The following is a 22,215-nucleotide window of genomic DNA, read 5'->3' on the forward strand; positions in this document are numbered from 1 at the left end:
GCAACCCTCGCCGAAAACAGATCAAAAAACCAACGGCCAGCTATCTATATGCCAGGTTGGCGAGCATTGTTCCGACTCCCCTGGGGCAAAATGATTCCCCAGTGGTTACCGGACAAGTCTCTACCTAAGTCAAAAATGGACCAAACAACGCTGATCCCCGTAGCGCGCGATTATCTAGTAGCCCGCGAGACAACGCATCAGGGACAACGAAGTATTTGTAGCGAAACCCTACGTTTTTAGGCATTAAAGTCGTTTTTAATACATTCATGTCTGTAAGAGAAAGGTCACAGGGCCATCATTGACCAAATGCACCTGCATATCCGCACCAAAACGCCCCGAGGCCACCTTGCCATGCAATTGTTGCGCTTGTAACAGCAAGTGATCAAAAAGCGCCGCTCCCAGGGCCGGCGGCGCAGCGGTTGAGAAGCTTGGCCGCAGGCCGCTCTTGGTATCCGCCGCCAGGGTGAACTGCGACACCAGCAGCAATCCCCCATCGATATCCTTCAACGACAGGTTCATCTTGCCCTCGTCGTCGCTGAATACCCGGTAGTTAAGCAGCTTGTGCAGCAGTTTGTCGGCACTCTCGGGCGTATCTGCAGGTTCGACGGCCACCAGCACCAGTAAACCCTGGTCGATAGCCCCGACGATTTCGCCCGCCACTTCGACCCGGGCGCCACGCACCCGTTGCAGCAAGGCCTTCATGCTTCTTCTGGCGGAAGATCAAGCAGGCGCCGTGCCATTTCGCCGGTCGCGCGCACCAGTGCATCGGTAATCCCGGGCTCGGACGCCGCATGGCCTGCTTCACGGATGACCTGCAGTTCGCTGTTCGGCCAGGCCTGATGCAGCTCCCAGGCGTTATCCAGCGGGCAGATCATATCGTAGCGGCCATGGATGATGACGCCAGGCAGATGGGCGATCTTGTGCATATCGCGAATCAGCTGGTTGGGCTCCAGGAAGGAGTTATTGGTGAAGTAGTGGCATTCGATACGGGCGATGGACAGCGCGCGCTGAGGCTCGGAAAAGCGCTCCACGTGCTGCGGGCTCGGGCACAGGCCGAGCATGCGCCCTTCCCAGCCGGACCAGGCCTTGGCGGCGTGCATCTGGGCGATCTGGTCGTTGCCGGTCAGGCGCTTGTGGTAGGCCGCGATCATGTCGTGACGCTCATCGGCGGGAATCGGCGCGATGTAGTCCTGCCAGTAGTCCGGGAACAGGCGGCTGGCACCGGCCTGGTAGAACCATTCGATGTCCTGGGGGCGGGCGAGGAAAATACCGCGCACGATCAGGCCATGCACACGCTCGGGGTGGGTTTGCGCGTAGGCCAGGGCCAGGGTCGAGCCCCAGGAGCCGCCGAACAGCACCCATTTGTCGATGCCAAGATGTTCGCGGATGCGCTCGAGGTCGGCGACCAGGTCCCAGGTGGTGTTGTTTTCCAGGCTGGCGCGCGGGGTGGAACGGCCGCAGCCACGCTGGTCGAAGGTGACGATGCGGTACAGGTTGGGATCGAAATAGCAGCGGCTCTGGGCATCGCAACCGGCGCCAGGGCCACCGTGGATGAATACGACAGGCAAGCCTTCGGGGGAGCCACTTTCATCGACATACAGCGTGTGGGTGTCATCGACGGCCAGATCGTGCCGGGCGTAGGGTTTGATCTGCGGGTACCAAGTCTGCATTGCGCGCTCCGTAGGGGGTCGGGTTCATCCCTGGGGGGACGTCTTTTATTTTGCCGTCTGGCACTATAAACCCGAATTGTGCAATGAGCATGTCCTTGAGCGCTTAGAGCTGCGTCAGCAGTTCGCTCCTCAGGTAATCCAACAGGTAGCCGTACAGCCGATCCACCTCCGGGGCCTGGCCCTTTGCGCGTAGACAGCCGTGGACCAGGCCTTTGCCCGGATACAACAGTGCAGGCACACCGGCCTGTTGCAGGCGCTCGGCGTACAGCATGCCGTCGTCGCGCAGCGGGTCGAATTGGGCGACTGCGATCAAGGCCCTGGGCAAACCACTGAGATCCTCGGCCAACAGCGGCATGGCATAGGCCGATGGTTTATCCAAACCGCGCAGGTAGAGCGCCAGGTAGTAGTCGGTGTCGGCAGTGCTGAGCAGCGGCGCGTCCATGCAGTCACGGCGCGAGGGCAAATCGGCCGGGCCGCCCAGCCCGGGGTAAATAAGGACCTGGGCCCGCGGCATAGGCTGGCCATCATCGCGCAACCCCAGGCACAACGCCGCCGCCAGGTTGCCGCCCGCACTGTCACCGACCACTGCCAGGCGTTGCCGATCGATGGCGTGTGGCGCCTGTCCTTTCTGGATCGCCTGCCACACTGCGCGGCAATCGTCGTAGGCGGCCGGGAATGGGTGCTCGGGCGCCAGGCGGTAGTCGATGGCGATCACCAGCACCCGGAGGGCATTGGCCAGCTCGAAGCAGATGAAGTCATGGGAATCCAGGCCGCCGACCACCCAGCCACCGCCGTGTATATAGAGGAGACATGGCCAGCCATCGGCGGGTGGCGGTGCAGGGGGCAGATAACTGCGCACGTCCACGCCGGCCAGGGTGAAGTCCGTGAGCTGCAAGCCTTCCGGTTTCGGCGGGGTGAATGCCTGGCACATGCGCTGGTAACTTTGGCGCTGGCTCGTCAGGGAAGAGTCGGCGCAGGTGAAGGACTCGGTTTTTGCGACGAAGGCGGCGAGTTGCGGGGATATCGGGTACATACGCGATGATCTCTGGCGCGGCAGGTTCAAGGTCGGGGGTTTCCGATTGCGATGGATCAGTCACTTGATAGGTTGCCCGGCATGGCGCTATCGGGGCAGTCGTATCTACACATCTTCGGTGAAAGAATAATCTAAGGTAATGAAGTCCTTGTGGTGAGCGGGCTTGCCCCGCGCTGGGCTGCGAAGCAGCCCTAAAACCCCACACGCTGAGTACTAACAGAAAATCCCGGCGCCTTTATTGGGGCTGCTTCGCAGCCCAGCGCGGGGCAAGCCCGCTCACCACAGCGTTATGCGTCAACCCTCAAGATACCCATGGCTATCGGGGGCTGCACTTGGCTTAGGGTTTGAGGTAGGCCTGGAGCGACGCCAAGCCGTCGCTGCCATCAAATGCTGTAACCCCGGCCAACCAGCGCTGCAAATCCTCGGGGTGGTCGCGCAGCCATTGCCTGGCCACGTCCTGCGGTGACTGGCGCTCCATGATCGGCACCATCAACTGGCTTTCCTGGGCGGCGGTGAAGGTCAGGTTCTCGAGCAATCGGTTAGCGTTGGGGCAGCGTTCGGCAAAGTCCGGCGCGGTCACGGTGGAGACCGTGGCGCGCCCTTCGTCAGGACCGAACACGTCTTCGCTGCCAGTGAGATAGGCCATTTTCATATTGATGTTCATGGGGTGCGGGGTCCACCCGACAAATACCACGAACTCCTTGCGGTTCACTGCGCGCTGCACCGCCGCCAACATGCCAGCCTCACCGGAAGCCACCAGCTTGAAGCCGCCCAGGCCGAAGTGGTTGGTGTCGATCATTTTCTGGATATCGGTATTGGCGCCGCTGCCGGGCTCGATGCCGTAGATCTTGCCGCCCAGCTTGTCCTTGAAGCGGGCGATGTCGGCAAAGGTCTTCAGCCCGGCGTCAGCCACGTATTGCGGCACGGCCAGGGTGGCCTGGGCATCGGCGAGGCTGGGTTTATCAAAGACCTTGACCTGCCTGGCGGCCAGAAACGGCGCGATGTTGTTGTCCATCGCCGGCTTCCAATAGCCGAGGAACACGTCCAGGCGTTTATCGCGGATACCGGCAAAGATGATCTGCTGCACGGCGCTGGTCTGCTTGCTGTCATAGCCCAGGCCGCTGAGCAGCACGTCGGCCATGCCCGAGGTGGCGACTACATCGGTCCAACTGACCACGCCCATGCGAATGGATTTGCAGGAGACCGGTTCGGCGGCCATGGCTTGGGCACTGAGGAGTGCGGCGCCGGTGAGGGTCAACAGGCAACGGTTGAACAGTCTTTTCATGAAAGAGGTCTCACTCGGCAGCTTTTATTATGGGAAGTGGCGTCTGGTGCGCCATAACCACAACCTTACCGAGCGAGGCCTCTCCCAACACGACCTGTGGCGACTGTGAGTTGCACAGGGGCGACCGTTCGTCACTCGTAGCGCTTGCGCCCCCACGCCAGCAAGCCTTCCAGCAGCTGCTTCAACACCACTTGCGTCGGCTCGGCCAGATCCGGGCGATAGCGGAACGGCTCGAACTCTTCCATATACGTGCTCTGGCACAATTCCAGCTGCACCGCATGGATATCCTGCGCCGGATTGCCGTAATGGCGAGTGATATGCCCGCCCTTGAAGCGCCCGTTCAGCACATGGGTGTACTGAGGATGGGTGGCACAAATGGCCTCGAGCTGGCTCGCCAGTTCCGGATCGCAGGCGGCGCCGTTGAAGGTGCCGAGGTTGAAGTCCGGCAGTTTGCCGTCGAACAGGTGCGGGATCACCGAGCGGATCGAGTGCGCATCGAACAGCAGCGCATAACCGAACTCAGCCTTGAGCCGCGCCAGTTCCTCTTGCAGCGTGCGGTGATACGGGCCCCAGATCTTTTGCAGGTAACTGGCGCGCTCTGTCTCGCTCGGCTCCAGACCTTCGCGGAACAACGGCACGCCATCGAACAGGGTCGCCGGGTACAGGCCGGTGGTGGCACCGGCGTACAGCGGCTTGTCGTCCGAAGGCCGGTTCAGGTCAATGACAAACCGCGAGTACTCCGCCGACAGGGTGCTGGCGCCCAGTTCATCCGCGAAGTCATACAGCGTGGGGATGTGCCAATCGGTGTCCGGCAGGCTTTGCGCTTCGGGGATCAACCCGGCTTCCACCGCAGGCGTCAGGCGCAGGCCGGCGTGGGGCATGCTGATCAGCAGCGGCACACGGCCTTGTTTGAAGTTCAGAACCTTATCCACAGCAGTGCTCCTTATACAGTGACGTCGACGCCGTGGCGCACGACGCGTTTATCCAGCTCACCGCCCAGCCAATAGGCGAGGTCGGCGGGGCGATCAATCTGCCAGGCGACAAAGTCGGCCACCTTGCCCACTTCCAGGGACCCATGGGTGTCGCCCATGCCCAGGGCAGTAGCCGCATGTTGTGTGACACCGGCCAGGGCTTCTTCCGGGGTCATGCGGAACAGGGTGCAGGCCATGTTCAGCATCAGGCGCACCGACAACGCCGGCGAGGTGCCGGGGTTGAGGTCACTGGCGATGGCGATCTTCACACCGTGCCTGCGCAGGGCGTCCATCGGCGGCAGTCGGGTTTCGCGCAGGAAGTAGAACGCCCCCGGAAGCAACACGGCGACGGTGCCGGCAGCGGCCATGGCGATGGCGTCTTCTTCGGTCATGAATTCCAGGTGATCCGCCGACAGCGCGTGGTAACGCGCCGCCAGGCTGGAGCCGTGCAGCGACGACAACTGCTCGGCGTGCAGCTTCACCGGCAGGCCGAGTTGCCGGGCGACCTTGAACACCCGCTCCACCTGCTCGGTGGAAAACGCCAGGTATTCGCAGAACGCATCCACCGCGTCCACCAACCCCTGCGCCGCCAAAGCCGGCAGCATTTCATTGCAGATGTGCTCGATGTAATCGTCGGCGCGGTCCTTGTACTCCGGCGGCAATGCATGGGCCGCCAGGCACGTGGCACGCACGCTGACCGGCAGCGCTTCGCCCAGGCGCCGAGCCACCCGCAACATCTTGCGCTCGTTGGCCAGGTCCAGGCCGTAGCCGGACTTGATCTCCACGGTGGTCACGCCGTCACGCAGCAGGCTGCGCAGGCGCTTATAGGCGCTGGCGAAGAGTTCATCCTCCGTGGCGGCGCGGGTGGCACGCACGGTGCTGGCAATACCGCCGCCCTTGGCCGCGATGTCGGCATAGCTCACGCCCTCGAGGCGCTGCTCGAATTCGCCGCTGCGATTGCCGCCAAACACCGCGTGGGTGTGGCAGTCGATCAGCCCGGGGGTGACCCACGCGCCTTGCAGGTCATGCACCTGGGCGTAATCCGCCGTCGGTACTTCGCTGCGCGGACCGATCCACTCGATGAGCGAACCGGCGGTGACCAGGGCGGCATCCTCGATGATCGAGTATTTGCCCTGGGCCATGGTTGCGACGTGGCAGTGTTGCCAAAGGGTTTTCATCAACGCCTCCCTAAGTTATCGATGAGACAAGGCCGGGTCGTAATGGACCTTGGCCGCTTGCCCGGCGGCGGGCTTGACCCACAGCAGGTAGGCAACGACCAGCAACACGATCCACACCGCACCGACCAGCAAGGCCGCCTGGGTGTCCGGGAAGTAACCGAGCACGCCAAACACAAACAGCATGAACACGATGGCCGCAGCCGGCGCGCAGGGCCAGAACGGCACCGGGAATTTCAATTCGGCCACCTGCTCTTTCGTCATCGAGCGGCGCATGGCGACCTGGGTGAACAGGATCATCAGCCACACCCATACGGTGGCGAAGGTGGCAATCGACGCGATCAGCAGGAACACGTTTTCCGGGATCAGGTAGTTGAGCAGCACACCGCCGAGCAAGGCGGCGCCCATCACCACCACCGTCATCCACGGTACGCCTTGCCTGGACAACCGGGCAAAGCCCTTGGGCGCCTGCCCTTGCTGCGCGAGGCCGTACATCATGCGGCCGGCACCGAAGATGTCGCTGTTGATGGCCGACACGGCCGCCGAAATCACCACGATATTGAGGAGGGTCGCCGCCGAGCCTATCCCGAGGTTGCTGAAAATCTGCACGAACGGGCTGCCCTGGCTGCCGATCTGCGGCCATGGGTAGATGGCCATCAAGACAAACAACGTCAGCACGTAGAACAACAGGATGCGCAGCGGCACGGCGTTGATCGCCTTGGGGATCACGCGCTGCGGGTCCTTGGCTTCACCGGCGGTGATGCCGATGATCTCGATGCCGCCAAACGCGAACATCACCACGGCAAACGAGGCGATCAGCCCACCAATGCCGTTGGGCATGAAGCCGCCGTGGGCCCACAGGTTGCTCAGGCCGCTGGCCTGGGTTTCGCCGGCAGAATGAATGCCGAACAGCATGATGCCGAAGCCGCCGAGGATCATCGCCACGATGGCGCCGACCTTGAGCAGCGACAGCCAGAACTCCATCTCGCCAAAGACCTTGACGTTGCACAGGTTCAGGCCGCCGATCAAAAACACGATGCCGAGCACCCAGACCCAACGCGCGACCTCGGGAAACCAGAAGCCCATGTAGATGCCGAAGGCGGTGACGTCGGCGAGACAGACGATGATCATTTCAAAGGCGTAGGTCCAGCCCAGGATAAAACCGGCCAACGGGCCCAGGTAGGTGCTGGCGTATTGGCCGAAGGAGCCGGAGACCGGGTTGTGCACGGCCATTTCACCGAGGGCGCGCATCACCATGAACACCGCGGCGCCGCCGATCAGGTAGGCCAGCAGCACGGCGGGGCCAGCCATCTGGATGGCCGAGGCGGACCCGTAGAACAGCCCGGTGCCGATCGCGGAACCGAGGGCCATGAAGCGAATATGTCGGGCGCTCAGCCCGCGTTTCAAACCCTTTTCTTGCTGGTGCATTTCTCGTCCCTAATTATTTTTATCCTGAGAAAGTTGTTTGTGGTGAGCGAGCTTGCTCGCGCTCGAGTGGGAAGCGCTCGCGGCCTTTTTTGGGGCTGCTGCGCAGCCCGGCGCGAGCAAGCTCGCTCACTACAGAGAGCCATGCCGTCCTCCGAGCCGCTTACAGGCTCGGCAGCAACGTGGCCGGCACCAGCTCATTCAGGCAGCGGCTGGCGAGCAGTTCGCTGGCGGCGATGATGTCCGGGGCGAAGAAGCGGTCCTTGTCGTAGAACGCTACTTTGTCGCGCAACAAGCCACGGGCTTTTTCCAGTTTCGGCGAGGTTTTCAGGCCTTCGCGCAGGTCCAGGCCCTGGCACGCGGCCAGCCATTCCACCGCGAGGATGCCGCGGGTGTTCTCGGCCATTTCCCACAGGCGCTTGCCGGCAGCCGGGGCCATCGACACGTGGTCTTCCTGGTTGGCGGACGTCGGGATGCTGTCGACGCTATGGGGATGAGCCAATGCCTTGTTCTCACTGGCGAGGGCGGCGGCGGTCACCTGGGCGATCATGAAACCGGAGTTCACCCCGCCATTGCCCACCAGGAACGGCGGCAGTTGCGACATGTGCTTGTCCATCATCAGCGAGATGCGACGCTCGCTCAGGGAGCCGATTTCGGCGATGGCCAGGGCCATGTTGTCAGCGGCCATGGCCACCGGTTCGGCGTGGAAGTTGCCACCGGAGATCACGTCACCCTCAGCGGCAAATACCAACGGGTTATCGGACACGGCGTTGGCTTCGACCACCAGTACCTCGGCCGCCTGGCGCAACTGGGTCAGGCAGGCGCCCATGACTTGTGGCTGGCAGCGCAGGGAGTACGGGTCCTGCACCTTGTCGCAGTTCTGGTGCGATTGCGACACCTGGCTGCTCTCACCGAGCAGGTCACGATAGGCCGCCGCCGAATCGATCTGCCCACGTTGACCGCGAGCCGCATGAATACGCGCGTCGAACGGCGAGCGCGAGCCCAGCACCGCTTCCACGGTAAGGCCGCCGCACGCCAAGGCGCCGGCGAACAGGTCTTCGCCTTCGAACAGGCCACGCAGGGCATAGGCGGTGGACACCTGGGTGCCGTTGAGCAGTGCCAGGCCTTCCTTCGCGGCGAGGGTCAGCGGCGTCAGGCCGGCGACTTTCAGCGCGTCGGTGGCTTCCAGCCATTCGCCCTTGTAGCGCGCCTTGCCTTCGCCCAGCAGCACCAGGGACATATGCGCCAATGGCGCCAGGTCACCGGAAGCACCAACGGAGCCTTTCAGGGGAATATGCGGGTACACCTCGGCATTGATCAGCGCGATCAGTGCGTCGATCACCTGCCGGCGAATCCCGGAGAACCCACGGCTGAGGCTGTTGACCTTGAGCACCATGACCAGCCGCACCAGCGCATCGCTGATCGGCTCACCGACGCCGGCGGCGTGGGACAACACCAGTGAACGCTGGAGGTTTTCCAGGTCTTCGCTGGCGATGCGGGTCGAGGCCAGCAGGCCGAAACCGGTGTTGATGCCATAGGCGGTGCGGTTCTCGGCGAGAATCTGTTCCACGCAGGCCACACTCGCTTCGATCTGGGCCGAGGCACTGTCATCCAGACTGAGGGTTACCGGCTGCTGGTAGATGGCCCGCAGTTGGGCGAGGCTCAGTTGGCCTGGAATCAGGTTTAGCGCAGTCACATTCATACTCCTTGTGAATTATTCTTTTGAAATAAGTGTTCAGTGCAGATTCGGTAATGCGGTGTCCTTGAGTACCTTGGCGGCGGCCGCAATATCCGGCGCCAGCCAACGGTCCTGCTCATAGGCCGGCACCACTTCACGCAACAGGCGCCAGGCGCGAGCGGTACCCGCGCCGAAGCGCTGGTCTTTCAGGAATTCGAAGGCCTGGGCCGCCAGCAGGTACTCGATGGCGAGGATCTGGGTGACGTTGGACACTACCTGGTGCAGCTTGAGCGCGGCGTTGGTGCCCATGCTCAGGTGGTCTTCCTGCAGCCCCGAGGTGACGAAGTTGTCGAGCACCGCCGGTTGCGCCAACTGGCGGTTCTGTCCGCACAGCGAGGCGGCGACGTACTGCACGATCATCATCCCGGAGTTGACCCCGGGGTTGCTCACCAGGAACGCCGGCAGGCCACTGACGTGGGGGTTGATCAGGCGGTCGAGGCGGCGTTCGGCGACCGAGCCGATTTCGGCCAGGGCAATCGCCAGCAGGTCGGCGGCCAGGGCGACGGACTGGCCGTGGGGGTTGGCCTGGGACACCACGCGGTAGTGGTCCGGTGTGCCGAGCACCAGCGGGTTGTCGGTGGCGCTGTTGAGTTCGGTCTCGATCTGGCGAGTGGCGTGTTCCACCTGGTCGCGCGCCGCGCCGTGGATCTGCGGGATCGAGCGCAGGCTCAGGGCGTCCTGGGTGCGGATGCCTTTGCTGCTCGCAATCACTTCACTGCCATCGAGCAACGCACGCAGGTTGCGGCCGACATGCTGCATGCCCGGGTGCGGCTTGAGGGCGATGATTTCTTCGTCGAAGGCATCGATCTGGCCGCGCTGGGCCTCGAAGCTCATGGCACCGATCACGTCGGCCCATTGCAGCAAGTGATGGGCGTCGGCCAGGGCCAGGCAGCTCAGACCGGTCATGCACGGCGTGCCGTTGACCAGGCACAGGCCGTCCTTGGCGCCGAGGACCACAGGCTGCAAACCTTCTTCGTCCAGGGCTTGTTGCGCCGGCACGATCCGGCCGCCATAGCTCACATTTCCGACACACAGCAGCGCCACGCCGACATGGGCCATATGGGTCAGGTAACCCACCGAGCCCTGGGACGGTACTTGTGGCGTGATGCCGTGGTTGAGCAGCGCCAGCAGCGAATGCACCACCTGCGGATGCAGGCCGGATTTGCCGTGGCTGTAGTTGATGACCGCCGCGCAGATGATCGCGCGGGTCTGCTCGTCGCTGAGGACCGGGCCGACGCCACAGGCGTGACTCAACAGGGTATTGCGCGACAGCTGGCTCAGTTGCTCGCCCTCAAGGGACACGTTGCACAGCGCGCCCAGCCCGGTGTTCACGCCGTAGGCACGTTCGCCGCTGGTGACGATGCGCTGCACGATGGCCTGGGCATTGTCGATCCGCGCCCAGGCCTGGCCCGAGAGTTCGAGCACCGCACCGTGACGGGCCACGGCGACCACGTCCTGCCAGCGCAGGGGGATGTCGGCGATGATGATTTTTGCTGCCTGGGACATTGTTGACCTCTTCATATTCTCTACAGCTTTGCCGGCCTCATCGGGGGCAAGCCCCCTCCCACAGGGGAATGCATTGCAAATGTGGGAGGGCGCTTGAGCCTCACCACAGAACCTGGGTCAGACCACCGCCGCACGCCGCTGGACAAACCGATCCACGTACTCATCCGCCGGCGAATGCAGGATCTCCCTCGGCGTGCCGACCTGGATCAGCCTGCCGTCCTTGAGAATCGCAATGCGGTTGCCGATACGCACGGCCTCGTCGAGGTCGTGGGTGATGAATACGATGGTCTTGTGCAGGGTCTTTTGCAGCTCGAGCAACTGGTCCTGCATCTCGGCGCGGATCAGCGGGTCGAGGGCGCTGAAGGCTTCGTCCATCAGGATGATGTCGGTGTCAGCGGCCAGGGCGCGGGCCAGACCGACACGCTGGCGCATGCCACCGGAAAGCTGGTGCGGGTACTTGTTTTCGTAGCCCTTGAGGCCCACGGTTTCGATCCAGTGCAGCGCGCGTTCGGCGCAGACCTGCTTGGTTTCGCCACGCACCTTGAGGCCGTAGGCGACGTTGTCGAGCACGCTCTTGTGGGGCAGCAGGCCGAAGCTCTGGAACACCATGCTGATCTTGTGCCGACGGAATTGGCGCAGGGCGTCCATGTCCAGTTGCAGGATGTCTTCGCCGTCCACCAGGATCGCGCCGCTGGTGGGGTCGATCAGGCGGTTGAAGTGGCGCACCAGCGTGGATTTGCCCGAGCCCGACAGGCCCATGATCACGAAGATCTCACCGGTGCCGATGCTCAGGGACAAATCGTTCACGCCGACCACGCAGCCGGTCTCGGCCAGCACCTGGTCCTTGGTCTTGCCCTGGCCGACCATGGCCAGTGCGTCCTTGGCGCGGGCGCCGAAGATCTTGAAGACGTTTTTAACTTCGATTTTGCTGACAGTAGTCATTTGCTCGCCTCATGCCGTGGACGACCATAGGCCTGGGTAATGCGGTCGATGACCACGGCGAGAATCACGATCGCCAACCCGGCTTCGAGGCCACGGCCGACGTTGAGGGTCTGGATGCCGACCAGGACATCTTCACCCAAGCCACGGGCGCCGATCATCGAGGCGATCACCACCATCGACAACGCCATCATGGTGGTCTGGTTGATACCGGCCATGATGCTCGGCAGCGCCAGCGGCAATTGCACGCCGAACAGCTGTTGCCAGCGGTTGGCACCAAAGGCGTTGATGGCTTCCATGACTTCGCCGTCGACCTGGCGAATCCCCAGGTCGGTCAAGCGAATCAGCGGCGGCGCGGCATAGATCACCGTGGCGAAAATCGCCGGCACCTTGCCCAGGCCGAACAGCATCAGCACCGGGATCAGGTACACAAAGCTGGGCATGGTCTGCATGATGTCGAGCAGCGGCATCAACACCGAACGCAGGCGATTGCTGCGCGCCGACAGGATGCCCAGCGGGATGCCGATCAACACCGAGATCACCGTAGCGACCATCATCAGCGCCAGGGTCTGCATCAGCTTGTCCCACAGGCCGACCGCGCCCACCAGGAACAGCAGACCGACGATCACCGCCGTGGTCAGCACCTTGCGGGTGGCATGCCAGGCAACGGCGCCGACGATGGCCAGCATCAGCCACCATGGGGCGGCGCGCAGCAGCCCTTCCAGGTTGACGATGGCCCACAGCAGGGTGTCGGAGATGTGCCGGAACACATCGCCGTAATTGGTAACCAGTGAATCCACCCAACCATTGACCCAGTCGGCGATGGAAAACGTAAAACTCTCAGGAAACATAGCGTGCTCTCGATCCAGTGGGTTGTGGCCAGGCGCCCGGCCACCCCTGAGGGTAGCCGGGCACACTTGACCTACAAGGCCGCGTCGATTTTCTTGGCTGCCTCGTCACTCACCCAGGCGTGCCAGACTTCAGGATGTTCCTTGAGGAAAATTTTCGCCAGTTTCGGCGACTCAATGCGCTCCTTGGCCATGCGCCCCAGGTTCTGGTTCAGCAGGTCGATGGGCAGGTTGACTTTTTCCAGCACGGCCACCAGTTCCGGGGCTTGCTCGTGGAAGGTCTTGGACAGGCCGACCTTGATGCTCACGGTCTTATCCACACCGGGTTTTTCTTCCAGCTTGACCAGGTCGACCTGGCCCATCAGCGGGGTTGGCGACCAGTAGTAGAACAGGATCGGCTCGCCACGCTTGTAGCTCGACAGCACCGCCGCATCCAGCGCCGGGCCGGTGCCTGGGCGGAAGTTGGTGTAGGTGCTTTCCAGGCCGTAGCTCTTGAGCATTTCGCTGTTGTCCAGCTCGCAGGTCCAGCCGGCCGGGCAGTTGTAGAAACGGCCCTTGGACGGTTCTTCCTGGTCCTTGAACACCGCGGCGTACTTGGCCAGGTCGGCGATGTTTTTCAGGTCCGGCGCCTTGGCTTCCAGCTTGCGCTTGGCGTCGCCTTCGATCACGTAGCGCGGTACGTACCAGCCTTCGACGGCGCCCACCACCGGGGCACCGACACCGACGACTTTGCCGGCCTTCTCGGCCTTGTTCCAGACTTCGCTGCGGCCGACCCACTCTTCGGCAAACACTTGGATGTCGTTGCTGCTCAGGGCGTTTTCCATGGTGATGGAGTTGCCCGGCAAACTGTCGGTTTTGCAGTCGTAGCCTTTTTCCAGCACGGTTTGCAGGATGTCGGTGAGCAACATGCCGCTTTCCCAGTTCAGGCCGGCGAATTTCACCGGTTTGCCGGATTCACACCAACCGGCCGCCTGGGCGCCAGCAGTGGCCAGCAAGCCCGCGGAAAACACGGTGGCCAACAGGGTCTTATGCATTTTCATTGTTGTGACGCTCCCAAATCTTGAAATGGATTACGGCAGTCAGTAGGCATCCTGCCCTGTCCACGTCCCATCAGGCCTGTGCAACCAGCCCGTTTGTCGTCGTCGGTGCAGCGCCCTGCTCTGTCGGCAGGGTCAGGTGTTCAGGCGTTGCGCGAGGCCACTTTTTCGCCGCCCAGTAATAGAGCGCGGCGGGAAGGACCAGGCCGATGATCCAGGAAATATCCACATCCCCCAGGGCCGCCACCAGGGGACCGGTGTAGAACTTGGTGGAGATGAACGGCAATTGCACCAGCACACCGAAGACATACACGCTGATACCGAGCAGGTTCCAACGGCCATAGCGCCCGTTCGGATCGGACAGCGCCGGCACGTCGTAGCGATCGCGGGTGATGCAGTAGTAGTCGACCAGGTTGATCGCGCTCCATGGGGTAAAAAACGCCAGCAGGAACAGGATGAAGGACTTGAACGCCCCCAGGAACGAGTGCTGCCCGAGCAAGGCGATCAGGGTCGCCGTACCGACGATGGCCAGTACGAAAAACAGGCGCTGCAAGCGCGTGACCTCGAGGCGACCGCGGAAGCCGCTGATGATCGTGGCAATGCACATGAAGCTGCCGTAGGAGTTCAGCGTGGAGATGGTGACCTTGCCGAACGCGATGCTGAAATACAGCAGCGCCGCAGTGGCTCCGGTACCGCCCAGGCCGACGATGTAGGCCACTTCGTGACCGGCAAATTGCCCGTTGGACATGGCCGCGGCAAACACGCCGAGGATCATCGCCACCTGCGCGCCAACCACCGAACCTGCGCCTGCGGCAAGAAAGGTTTTCAGCGAGGACGTGTTGCTCGGCAGGTAGCGTGAATAGTCCGCCACGTAAGGGCCGAAGGCGATTTGCCAGGATGCCGCGAGCGACACCGCCAACAGGAAGCTGCTCCAGCTGAAGTGGCGGATTTGCAGGAGCGCGCCTACGTCGGCCTGGCTCATCAGACGGCTGAACAGGTAGACAAAGGCAATCACGCCAATGACGCTGGCAACGCGGCCGATGAAGTGGATCACCCGGTAACCGAGCACCGTGACCAGCACGATGACACTGGCGAAGATCAGGATCCCGACGCTGTCGCTGACACCAAACAACTGGCCCAGGGCCTGGCCGGAAAGCACGGTGCCGGTTGCGGTGAAACCGAGGTACATCAGGCACACCAGCACGATCGGAATCGCCGCGCCGTACACACCGAACTGCACCCGGCTGGAGATCATCTGCGGCAGGCCCAGCCTGGGCCCTTGCGCCGCATGCAACGCCATCACGCCACCGCCCAGCAGTTGACCGAGCAACAGACCGAGCAACGACCAGAACACATCACCGCCCAGCACCACGGCCAGGGCCCCGGTGACGATCGCGGTGATCTGCAGGTTGGCACCCAGCCACAGGGTGAACTGGCTCAATAGACGACCGTGTCTTTCCGCTTCCGGGATGTAGTCGATCGAACGCCTTTCGATCAACGGGGTGGTGTCGTTTGCAGCCATGTGTATTCAACCTCTGATGGATTGTCCTGGGTTCGCCGCCATCGGGGGCAAGCCCCCTCCCACATCGGGTTACTTGATCATTGGAAGATTGAGGCCCTGCTCTTTGGCGCAGTCGATGGCGATCTGGTAACCGGCGTCTGCGTGACGCATCACACCGGTGGCCGGGTCGTTGTGCAGCACGCGGGCAATGCGCTCGGCCGCTTCGTCGGTGCCGTCACAGACGATGACCATGCCGGAGTGCTGGGAGAAGCCCATGCCCACACCGCCGCCGTGGTGCAACGAAACCCAGGTCGCGCCGCTGGCGGTGTTGAGCAAGGCGTTGAGCAACGGCCAGTCGGACACGGCGTCGGAACCGTCCTGCATGGATTCGGTTTCGCGGTTCGGGCTGGCGACCGAGCCGGAGTCCAGGTGGTCACGACCGATCACCACCGGCGCCGACAGCTCGCCGCTGCGCACCATCTCGTTGAACGCCAGGCCGAGCTTGGCGCGCTGCCCCAGGCCAACCCAGCAGATACGCGCCGGCAGGCCCTGGAAGCTGATGCGCTCGCGCGCCATGTCCAGCCAGTTGTGCAGGTGGGCGTCGTCGGGGATCAGCTCTTTGACCTTGGCGTCGGTCTTGTAGATGTCCTGCGGGTCGCCCGACAGCGCAGCCCAGCGGAACGGGCCGATGCCACGGCAGAACAGCGGGCGGATGTACGCCGGTACGAAGCCTGGGAAGTCGAAAGCGTTTTCCACGCCCTCTTCCTGGGCCATCTGGCGGATGTTGTTGCCGTAGTCGAAGGTCGGGATGCCTTGCTTCTGGAATTCCAGCATGGCTTTGACGTGCACCGCCATCGACTGCTTGGCGGCCTTGATCACGGCAGCCGGTTCGGTCTTGGCGCGGGCGCGGTATTCGTCCCAGGTCCAGCCGGCCGGCAGGTAACCGTTGAGCGGGTCATGGGCGCTGGTCTGGTCGGTGACCATGTCCGGGCGCACGCCACGCCTGACCAGTTCCGGCAGGATTTCCGCGGCGTTACCCAGCAGCGCGATGGAGATGGCCTTGCCTTCCTTTGTGTACTTGGCGATGCGGGCCAGGGCGTCGTCGAGGTCGGTGGCTTGCTCATCGACGTAGCGGCTGTTGAGGCGGAAATCGATGCTGACCTGCTGGCATTCAATGTTCAGCGAGCACGCGCCGGCCAATGTCGCGGCCAGAGGCTGGGCACCGCCCATGCCACCGAGGCCGGCGGTGAGGACCCAGCGGCCCTTGAGGTTTGAATCGTAGTGCTGGCGACCGGCTTCGACGAAGGTTTCGTAGGTGCCCTGGACGATGCCCTGGCTGCCGATGTAGATCCAGCTGCCGGCGGTCATCTGGCCGTACATGGCCAGGCCCTTGGCGTCCAGCTCGTTGAAGTGTTCCCAACTGGCCCAGTGCGGTACCAGATTGGAGTTGGCGATCAGCACACGCGGGGCATTGCTGTGGGTCTTGAACACGCCGACCGGCTTGCCGGATTGCACCAGCAGGGTTTCATCGTCATTCAGGTGGGTGAGGCTCTCGACGATCTGGTCGTAGCACTCCCAGTTGCGCGCTGCACGGCCAATACCGCCGTACACCACCAGCTCCTTGGGGTTCTCGGCCACTTGCGGGTCGAGGTTGTTCATCAGCATGCGCAGCGGCGCTTCAGTCAGCCAGCTTTTGGCGGTGAGCTTGTTACCGCGGGCGGCGCGGATTTCGACGTCACGGTATTTTGTAGGCTTGGTCACAACAAGAACTCCTCGGCGATCGATGCGCGAACATGGATGGTGCGAAGGAGAGTCTTACGCACACATCTTTACTTGTACATACAAGCATATGCAATCAAGCGGCCAACTTTCCGAGGGAGGTGTTAGGATTTTTCCGAAAAGCGTGTGCGAGCCTTGGAAATTAAGGCTTCGAGCCGTGATGAAATTTCTTGCGAAGGGGGTTTATAGCGAAGGAGGTGTGTCACGACAGCGCGGTTTTGCGCCGAGCTGGGGCGTTCGGTAACAAATTGGTGCAGGGACTGGAAACAGATTCTATAAGCGACACAAAAACAAATGTGGGAGGGGGCTTGCCCCCGATTGCGGTGTGTCAGCCCAGGATATACCGACTGATCCACCGCTATCGGGGGCAAGCCCCCTCCCACATTTTTTAATCGCGCTGAGTCAGTTCGATGATGCAGCTACGGCCAGTGATAGAGATGTCCAGCAAGCCAGCGTTACCGTCCACTTGCAGGCAATCGTGATGGCCCAGTACCTCGTCCAGCACCTTCACTTCATCCGCCACGCTGAACACCAGCACCGTCTGCGCCGTAGTGAAGAACCGCTGCACACCATCTACCCATTGCAACCGCGCATGGTAACGCTGGGGTGAGTAGATCAGGTTGAAGTCGCGGATCGGCCCGGTAATCAAGCGGCATGAAACCTGGCTGTCGCCTTTGAAGGCGAACGGTTGCAGCGGTAACAACCCGCGCTGCTCCTCGCCATCCACGGTCAGCACCATGCCTGCGCCTTTGATCACGGTGATCACGCGCTGGTAGCCGGCAAAGGTGGAAAACCCGCCAGACTCGCCGATATCGGCAATCGACAGGCGCCAGCCGAAGCCTTCCAGGCCCTCGCCGGCATCGCGGGTGATTTCTTCGGTACTGCCGCCGCCGTTTTTCCACGGCATGCGCACGTAATCGGCGGCGCGCCAGACTTTTACTGCACTCATTTACTGAACCGTCCTTCCAGGCTGTGGCGGGAACCGGGGTGGATCAAACGCGCGGCAGTCACCGGCTGACGGCCGGACCAGGTACGCCGGCGAATCAACAGGCACGGCTCGCTCGGCTCGATCTGCAGCAACTTGCACTCGGCAACGTCGGCGAGAATCGCCTCGACCACGTGCTCGCCTTCGGTCAACGGCGCCACTTGGTTGAGATAGGCATAGGGGGTTTGCAGGGTGAAGTCCTGTTGCAGGTATTCCGGCGCGACCAGGGCGTTGACGAAACGGTCCTCGATTTGCACGGGAATATCGTTTTCGTAATGCACGATCAGCGAGTGGAACACCCGCCCGCCTTCACGCATTTCCAGGGCGACGGCGCGTTCGGAACCGGCAGCCTCTTCACCCAGGGTGATGACCTGGCAGGTATGCCGATGACCGCGGGAGGCGATCTCATCGGCAATGTTGTGCACTTCGAACAGCGCCGACTGGCTCTTGGGCTCGGCGACGAACGTGCCGACGCCTTGCATGCGCACCAGCAAACCTTCGGCGGTGAGCTCGCGCAGGGCACGGTTGATGGTCATGCGGCTGAAGCCCAACTGGCTGACCAGTTCGCTCTCCGACGGTACGCGATAATGGGGCGGCCAGTTGCCGTTGAGGATCTGCTGGCTGATCATCTGTTTGACGCGGGCATACAAGGGCGCCGGACTTTCGTCCATGTGGGCAGCCAGTGAAGACTTGGCGGGCGGAGTCGGCACAGGGAATCCTTGCAAGGGGAAAAGATGCATAGATTGCCGGAGTTTACCGAGCAGGCAAACGTCTGTATATGTATATACAAATAAACACACGACCGGGGTGCTCTAATCATGTCCGCTTTCTTTGCCGAACGCGCGCTGCTGCCTAGTGGATGGGCCAACGATGTACGTCTTGAAGTCAGCGCCGATGGCCTGCTGACACAGGTTGAGGCCAACGCCAGCGCAGCCGGTGCCGAACGGCTCAGGGGCCCGGTATTGGCGGGCATGCCGAACCTGCACTCCCACGCCTTCCAGCGCGCCATGGCCGGGTTGGCCGAAGTGGCCGGCAACCCGAATGACAGTTTCTGGACCTGGCGCGACCTGATGTACCGCATGGTCGGCAAGATCAGCCCGGAGCAACTGCAGGTGATCGCGCGGCAGTTGTATATCGAGATGCTCAAGGCCGGCTACACCTCGGTGGCCGAATTCCACTATGTGCATCATGACGTCAGCGGCCAGCCGTACGCCGACCGTACGGAACTGTCGCGGCAGATCAGCCAGGCCGCAGCGAGTAGCGGCATCGGCCTGACGCTGGTGCCGGTGCTCTATACCCACTCAGGGTTTGGCGGCCAGGCGCCGAATGAGGGGCAGCGACGGTTTATCAACAGCACCGAAAACTACCTGGACCTGCAGGCGCGCCTCAAACCGATTCTGGCGGCGCAGCCGGCGCAGCAACTGGGGCTGTGCTTCCACTCCCTGCGCGCGGTTACACCACGGCAGATCAATGAAGTATTGGCCGCCAGCGACAAGACGTGCCCGGTGCATATCCATATCGCCGAACAGCAAAAGGAAGTCGACGACTGCCTGGCCTGGAGCGGCAAACGCCCGTTGCAATGGCTGTACGACAACGTCGAGGTCGATGAACGTTGGTGCCTGGTGCACGCGACCCACGCCAACCCGGAAGAAGTGACGCGCATGGCCAAGAGTCGCGCGATTGCCGGCTTGTGCCTGACCACCGAAGCCAACTTGGGCGACGGGATTTTCCCGGCGGTGGATTTTCTCGCCCAGGGCGGACGCCTGGGCATCGGTTCCGATAGCCATGTGTCCCTGAGCGTGGTGGAAGAACTGCGCTGGCTGGAATACGGCCAACGCCTGCGCGATCAACGGCGCAATCGCTTGTATCGCAGCGACCAGCCGATGGTCGGCCGTACGTTGTTCGATGCGGCGCTGGACGGCGGCGCACAAGCGCTGGGGCAGCCGATAGGTCGACTGGAAGTGGGCAAGCGTGCGGATTGGATCGTGCTGGACGGTGACGACCCTTACCTGGCGACAGCGACACAGGACGGCATCCTCAATCGCTGGCTGTTTGCCGGCGGTGATCGGCAGGTGCGCGATGTGCTGGTCAACGGCAAGTGGGTCGTGCGGGATGGGCGACATGCCGGCGAGGAAGAGAGTAGCCGGGCGTTTACACAAGTATTGAAAGACCTACTCGGTTAAACATGCGGAAGGGGGCTTGCCCCCTCCCACCATTGGATCTGTGGCGATCCAGAATTACTGCGAAGTCTTCGCCATCTGCTTATCCGACGTGCGCCAGATCAACCGCGTGGTGTCATACCCTTGCTGCCGCGCCCTGCTCAACAGGTCTTCACGGGTGTCCGCACTGACCGTCGGCGTGCGCGACAGGATCCACATATAGCGCCGGCTCGGGCTGCCGACGATGGCGGTCTTGTAGTCATCGCTGACGTACAGCACCCAGTAATCGCCCTTGGCGACGCCTGGCAGCAGTGACGTAAACCAGTTGTTGAATTCCACCCAGAGCTTGTCGGTCTTGCCAGGCACCTGCGGCGTGGCCGTGCCCTTGGCTTCTTCCCACTTCCACTCGGTGGTGAGGCAGCGGTTGAATACCGACATATCGCCATCAGGCAGCAATGTGTAGCGGGCTTCGGACTGCGCGCAGTTGCGCTGGAAGTACATCGGCAATCGAGCCAACTCATACCAGGTGCCCTGGTAACGCTTGAGGTTGACGTTGCTCGCTGTCTTGGGTTGCAGATCATCGCCAGAATGGCTGGCGCAGCCCGCCAAAAACAGGCTGGCGCAAAGGAACAAAACAAAACGCATCATTCTTCTTCTCCCGCAGGCTTTCGCCCCGGTTTACTTCAGGCCTTGCCCGGAAAACATCAGAACTTTGTCACCGGCATATTGAACGCTGATAAAGCTGTTTTTATCGCCCCATGTGCAGCTGGACATGCCCAGTGCGCCGGAACAATCGGTCGGCTTGCCCAGCAGCGACTCCACCTCGGCCTTAGGCATGCCGGCCGACAACTTTGCGTAGTTTTCTTGATTGACCTTGCTGCAAGCGGCCAACAGCACGCAAAAAGCCAGCAAAGCGAGACGGCGTAACGACATGGAATAACTCCTGGAGGGACGAAGCAGCTTGGGTATCTGCCAGAAGCTTAGAAGGGAAAAGAGGTGTCTGGTTCCCGACGAACGAAAACAAAAAAGCCCCGAAAACGCTGAAACGTTTCGGGGCTTCTTTAAGGGTGAACCGGCTCACAACAACGCCGTTCACTTATCGCCGCAGCTTACTTCTTGTGGTAGGCGGTCACACGCTCAACTTCTTCCTTGGAACCCAGGAACACCGCCACACGCTGGTGCAAGCCGTCGGGCTGGATGTCGAGGATGCGCTGGTGGCCATCGGTGGACGCACCGCCCGCCTGCTCTACCAGGAAGGACATCGGGTTGGCTTCGTACATCAGGCGCAGTTTGCCCGGCTTGGACGGCTCGCGGCTGTCGCGTGGGTACATGAACAGGCCGCCACGGGTCAGGATACGGTGTACGTCGGCCACCATCGCCGCGACCCAACGCATGTTGAAGTTCTTCTTCAACGGACCTTCTTCGCCTTCCATCAACTCGTTCACATAGCGCTTGACCGGTTCTTCCCAGTGGCGCTGGTTGGACATGTTGATCGCGAATTCCTGGGTGGAAGCCGGAATGGTGATGTCTTCATGGGTGAGGACGAAGCTGCCCATTTCACGGTCCAGGGTGAAGCCTTTGACGCCATCGCCCAGGGTCAGCACCAGCATGGTCTGTGGGCCGTAGATCGCGTAGCCGGCAGCGACCTGCTCGGTGCCTGGCTGCAGGAAGGCCTTTTCGTTCAGGGCTTCGTTCTGGCTCAGGTATTCGTTCGGGCAACGCAGTACCGAGAAGATGGTGCCGACCGGGGCGTTGATGTCGATGTTGGACGAACCGTCCAATGGGTCGAACACCAGCAGGTAGGCGCCTTTCGGGTATTTGCCCGGGATCTGGTAGGCATTGTCCATTTCTTCGGACGCCATGCCGGCCAGGTGACCGCCCCATTCGTTGGCTTCGAGCAGGATCTCGTTGGAAATCACGTCGAGCTTCTTCTGCACTTCGCCCTGCACGTTTTCAGTGCCCATGCTGCCCAGGACACCACCCAATGCGCCTTTGGACACGGCGTGGCTGATTTCCTTGCAAGCACGCGCCACCACTTCGATAAGGAAGCGCAGATCGGCAGGCGTGTTGTTGCTGCGGGTCTGCTCAATCAAATAGCGACTCAAGGTAACGCGGGACATGGAAGGCTCCGATGAAGGGGGGGCTAAAAACCCGCGCAGTTTAA

The 22,215-nt window shown here is 62.1% G+C and carries 20 protein-coding genes; 1 reads left to right on the forward strand and 19 read right to left on the reverse strand.

The genetic code is table 11. The features are described 5' to 3' along the window. Nucleotides 1–264 precede the first annotated feature (264 nt). From dtd to hutC, 16 genes are all read right to left on the reverse strand, one after another. A complete protein-coding gene (gene dtd / locus C8K58_RS10005; RefSeq protein ID WP_027605044.1) occupies nucleotides 265–702 on the reverse strand; it encodes a D-aminoacyl-tRNA deacylase in 438 nt (145 codons plus the stop codon). Continuing rightward, nucleotides 699–1,670, reverse strand: a complete 972-nt coding sequence (gene pip / locus C8K58_RS10010; RefSeq protein ID WP_027605045.1) for a prolyl aminopeptidase — start codon at nucleotides 1,668–1,670, stop codon at nucleotides 699–701. The genes dtd and pip overlap by 4 nt, the downstream gene beginning before the upstream one ends. 103 nt (nucleotides 1,671–1,773) lie before the next feature. Beyond that, nucleotides 1,774–2,703: an alpha/beta hydrolase gene (locus C8K58_RS10015; RefSeq protein ID WP_027605046.1), complete on the reverse strand. Its 930-nt coding sequence runs from the start codon at nucleotides 2,701–2,703 to the stop codon at nucleotides 1,774–1,776. A gap of 337 nt (nucleotides 2,704–3,040) precedes the next feature. Beyond that, complete coding sequence (locus C8K58_RS10020; protein ID WP_108573669.1) at nucleotides 3,041–3,988, reverse strand: choline ABC transporter substrate-binding protein; 948 nt, start codon at nucleotides 3,986–3,988, stop codon at nucleotides 3,041–3,043. Nucleotides 3,989–4,119: 131 nt separating this feature from the next. Further along, nucleotides 4,120–4,920, reverse strand: a complete 801-nt coding sequence (hutG, locus tag C8K58_RS10025) for an N-formylglutamate deformylase (RefSeq protein ID WP_027605048.1) — start codon at nucleotides 4,918–4,920, stop codon at nucleotides 4,120–4,122. Nucleotides 4,921–4,931: 11 nt separating this feature from the next. Then, nucleotides 4,932–6,137 (reverse strand): imidazolonepropionase, encoded by a 1,206-nt coding sequence (gene hutI, locus C8K58_RS10030; protein WP_108573670.1) that lies wholly within the window; start codon nucleotides 6,135–6,137, stop codon nucleotides 4,932–4,934. A 15-nt stretch (nucleotides 6,138–6,152) separates the two neighbouring features. Beyond that, nucleotides 6,153–7,562 (reverse strand): amino acid permease, encoded by a 1,410-nt coding sequence (locus tag C8K58_RS10035; protein ID WP_027605050.1) that lies wholly within the window; start codon nucleotides 7,560–7,562, stop codon nucleotides 6,153–6,155. Nucleotides 7,563–7,722: 160 nt separating this feature from the next. Further along, complete coding sequence (gene hutH, locus C8K58_RS10040; protein ID WP_092358727.1) at nucleotides 7,723–9,261, reverse strand: histidine ammonia-lyase; 1,539 nt, start codon at nucleotides 9,259–9,261, stop codon at nucleotides 7,723–7,725. A gap of 33 nt (nucleotides 9,262–9,294) precedes the next feature. Continuing rightward, nucleotides 9,295–10,803: a histidine ammonia-lyase gene (hutH, locus tag C8K58_RS10045; RefSeq protein WP_108573671.1), complete on the reverse strand. Its 1,509-nt coding sequence runs from the start codon at nucleotides 10,801–10,803 to the stop codon at nucleotides 9,295–9,297. 117 nt (nucleotides 10,804–10,920) lie between these two features. Further along, nucleotides 10,921–11,745, reverse strand: coding sequence for a glycine betaine/L-proline ABC transporter ATP-binding protein (locus C8K58_RS10050; RefSeq protein ID WP_108573672.1), 825 nt, complete (start codon nucleotides 11,743–11,745; stop codon nucleotides 10,921–10,923). Next, nucleotides 11,742–12,593 (reverse strand): proline/glycine betaine ABC transporter permease, encoded by an 852-nt coding sequence (locus C8K58_RS10055; protein WP_027605053.1) that lies wholly within the window; start codon nucleotides 12,591–12,593, stop codon nucleotides 11,742–11,744. Before C8K58_RS10055 ends, C8K58_RS10050 begins: the two co-directional genes overlap by 4 nt. Nucleotides 12,594–12,664: 71 nt before the next feature. Continuing rightward, on the reverse strand, nucleotides 12,665–13,630 hold the full coding sequence (locus C8K58_RS10060) for an ABC transporter substrate-binding protein (protein ID WP_027605054.1): 966 nt from the start codon (nucleotides 13,628–13,630) through the stop codon (nucleotides 12,665–12,667). 70 nt (nucleotides 13,631–13,700) lie between these two features. After that, nucleotides 13,701–15,149: a cytosine permease gene (locus C8K58_RS10065; protein ID WP_108573673.1), complete on the reverse strand. Its 1,449-nt coding sequence runs from the start codon at nucleotides 15,147–15,149 to the stop codon at nucleotides 13,701–13,703. A gap of 69 nt (nucleotides 15,150–15,218) precedes the next feature. Then, entirely contained in the window at nucleotides 15,219–16,889 is a 1,671-nt protein-coding gene (hutU, locus tag C8K58_RS10070; protein ID WP_108573674.1) for a urocanate hydratase, read from the reverse strand. Between the two features lie 406 nt (nucleotides 16,890–17,295). Beyond that, complete coding sequence (locus C8K58_RS10075) at nucleotides 17,296–17,856, reverse strand: HutD family protein (protein WP_027605057.1); 561 nt, start codon at nucleotides 17,854–17,856, stop codon at nucleotides 17,296–17,298. Beyond that, nucleotides 17,853–18,563 carry a histidine utilization repressor gene (gene hutC, locus C8K58_RS10080; RefSeq protein WP_223841674.1) on the reverse strand — a complete coding sequence of 237 codons (711 nt, stop codon included), beginning with the start codon at nucleotides 18,561–18,563 and terminating at the stop codon, nucleotides 17,853–17,855. Before hutC ends, C8K58_RS10075 begins: the two co-directional genes overlap by 4 nt. Before the next feature lie 147 nt (nucleotides 18,564–18,710). Between hutC and C8K58_RS10085 the strand changes: the two genes are divergently transcribed. Beyond that, complete coding sequence (locus tag C8K58_RS10085) at nucleotides 18,711–20,075, forward strand: formimidoylglutamate deiminase (RefSeq protein WP_027605059.1); 1,365 nt, start codon at nucleotides 18,711–18,713, stop codon at nucleotides 20,073–20,075. 54 nt (nucleotides 20,076–20,129) lie between these two features. Here the strand turns inward: C8K58_RS10085 and C8K58_RS10090 are convergent, their stop codons facing one another. The 3 genes from C8K58_RS10090 to C8K58_RS10100 all read right to left on the reverse strand — a co-directional run bounded on the left by C8K58_RS10090 (nucleotide 20,130) and on the right by C8K58_RS10100 (nucleotide 22,171). Then, entirely contained in the window at nucleotides 20,130–20,699 is a 570-nt protein-coding gene (locus tag C8K58_RS10090; RefSeq protein WP_027605060.1) for a lipocalin family protein, read from the reverse strand. 30 nt (nucleotides 20,700–20,729) lie between these two features. Beyond that, nucleotides 20,730–20,984 carry a hypothetical protein gene (locus tag C8K58_RS10095; RefSeq protein ID WP_027605061.1) on the reverse strand — a complete coding sequence of 85 codons (255 nt, stop codon included), beginning with the start codon at nucleotides 20,982–20,984 and terminating at the stop codon, nucleotides 20,730–20,732. Between the two features lie 176 nt (nucleotides 20,985–21,160). Further along, the gene (locus C8K58_RS10100; protein WP_027605062.1) at nucleotides 21,161–22,171 is read right to left on the reverse strand and encodes a class 1 fructose-bisphosphatase; all 1,011 of its coding nucleotides are present in this window, start codon (nucleotides 22,169–22,171) and stop codon (nucleotides 21,161–21,163) included. Between the last annotated feature and the right edge of the window lie 44 nt (nucleotides 22,172–22,215).

Origin of the sequence: Pseudomonas sp. GV047 (genome assembly GCF_003058245.1) — a bacterium.
Classification (GTDB): domain Bacteria; phylum Pseudomonadota; class Gammaproteobacteria; order Pseudomonadales; family Pseudomonadaceae; genus Aquipseudomonas; species Aquipseudomonas marginalis.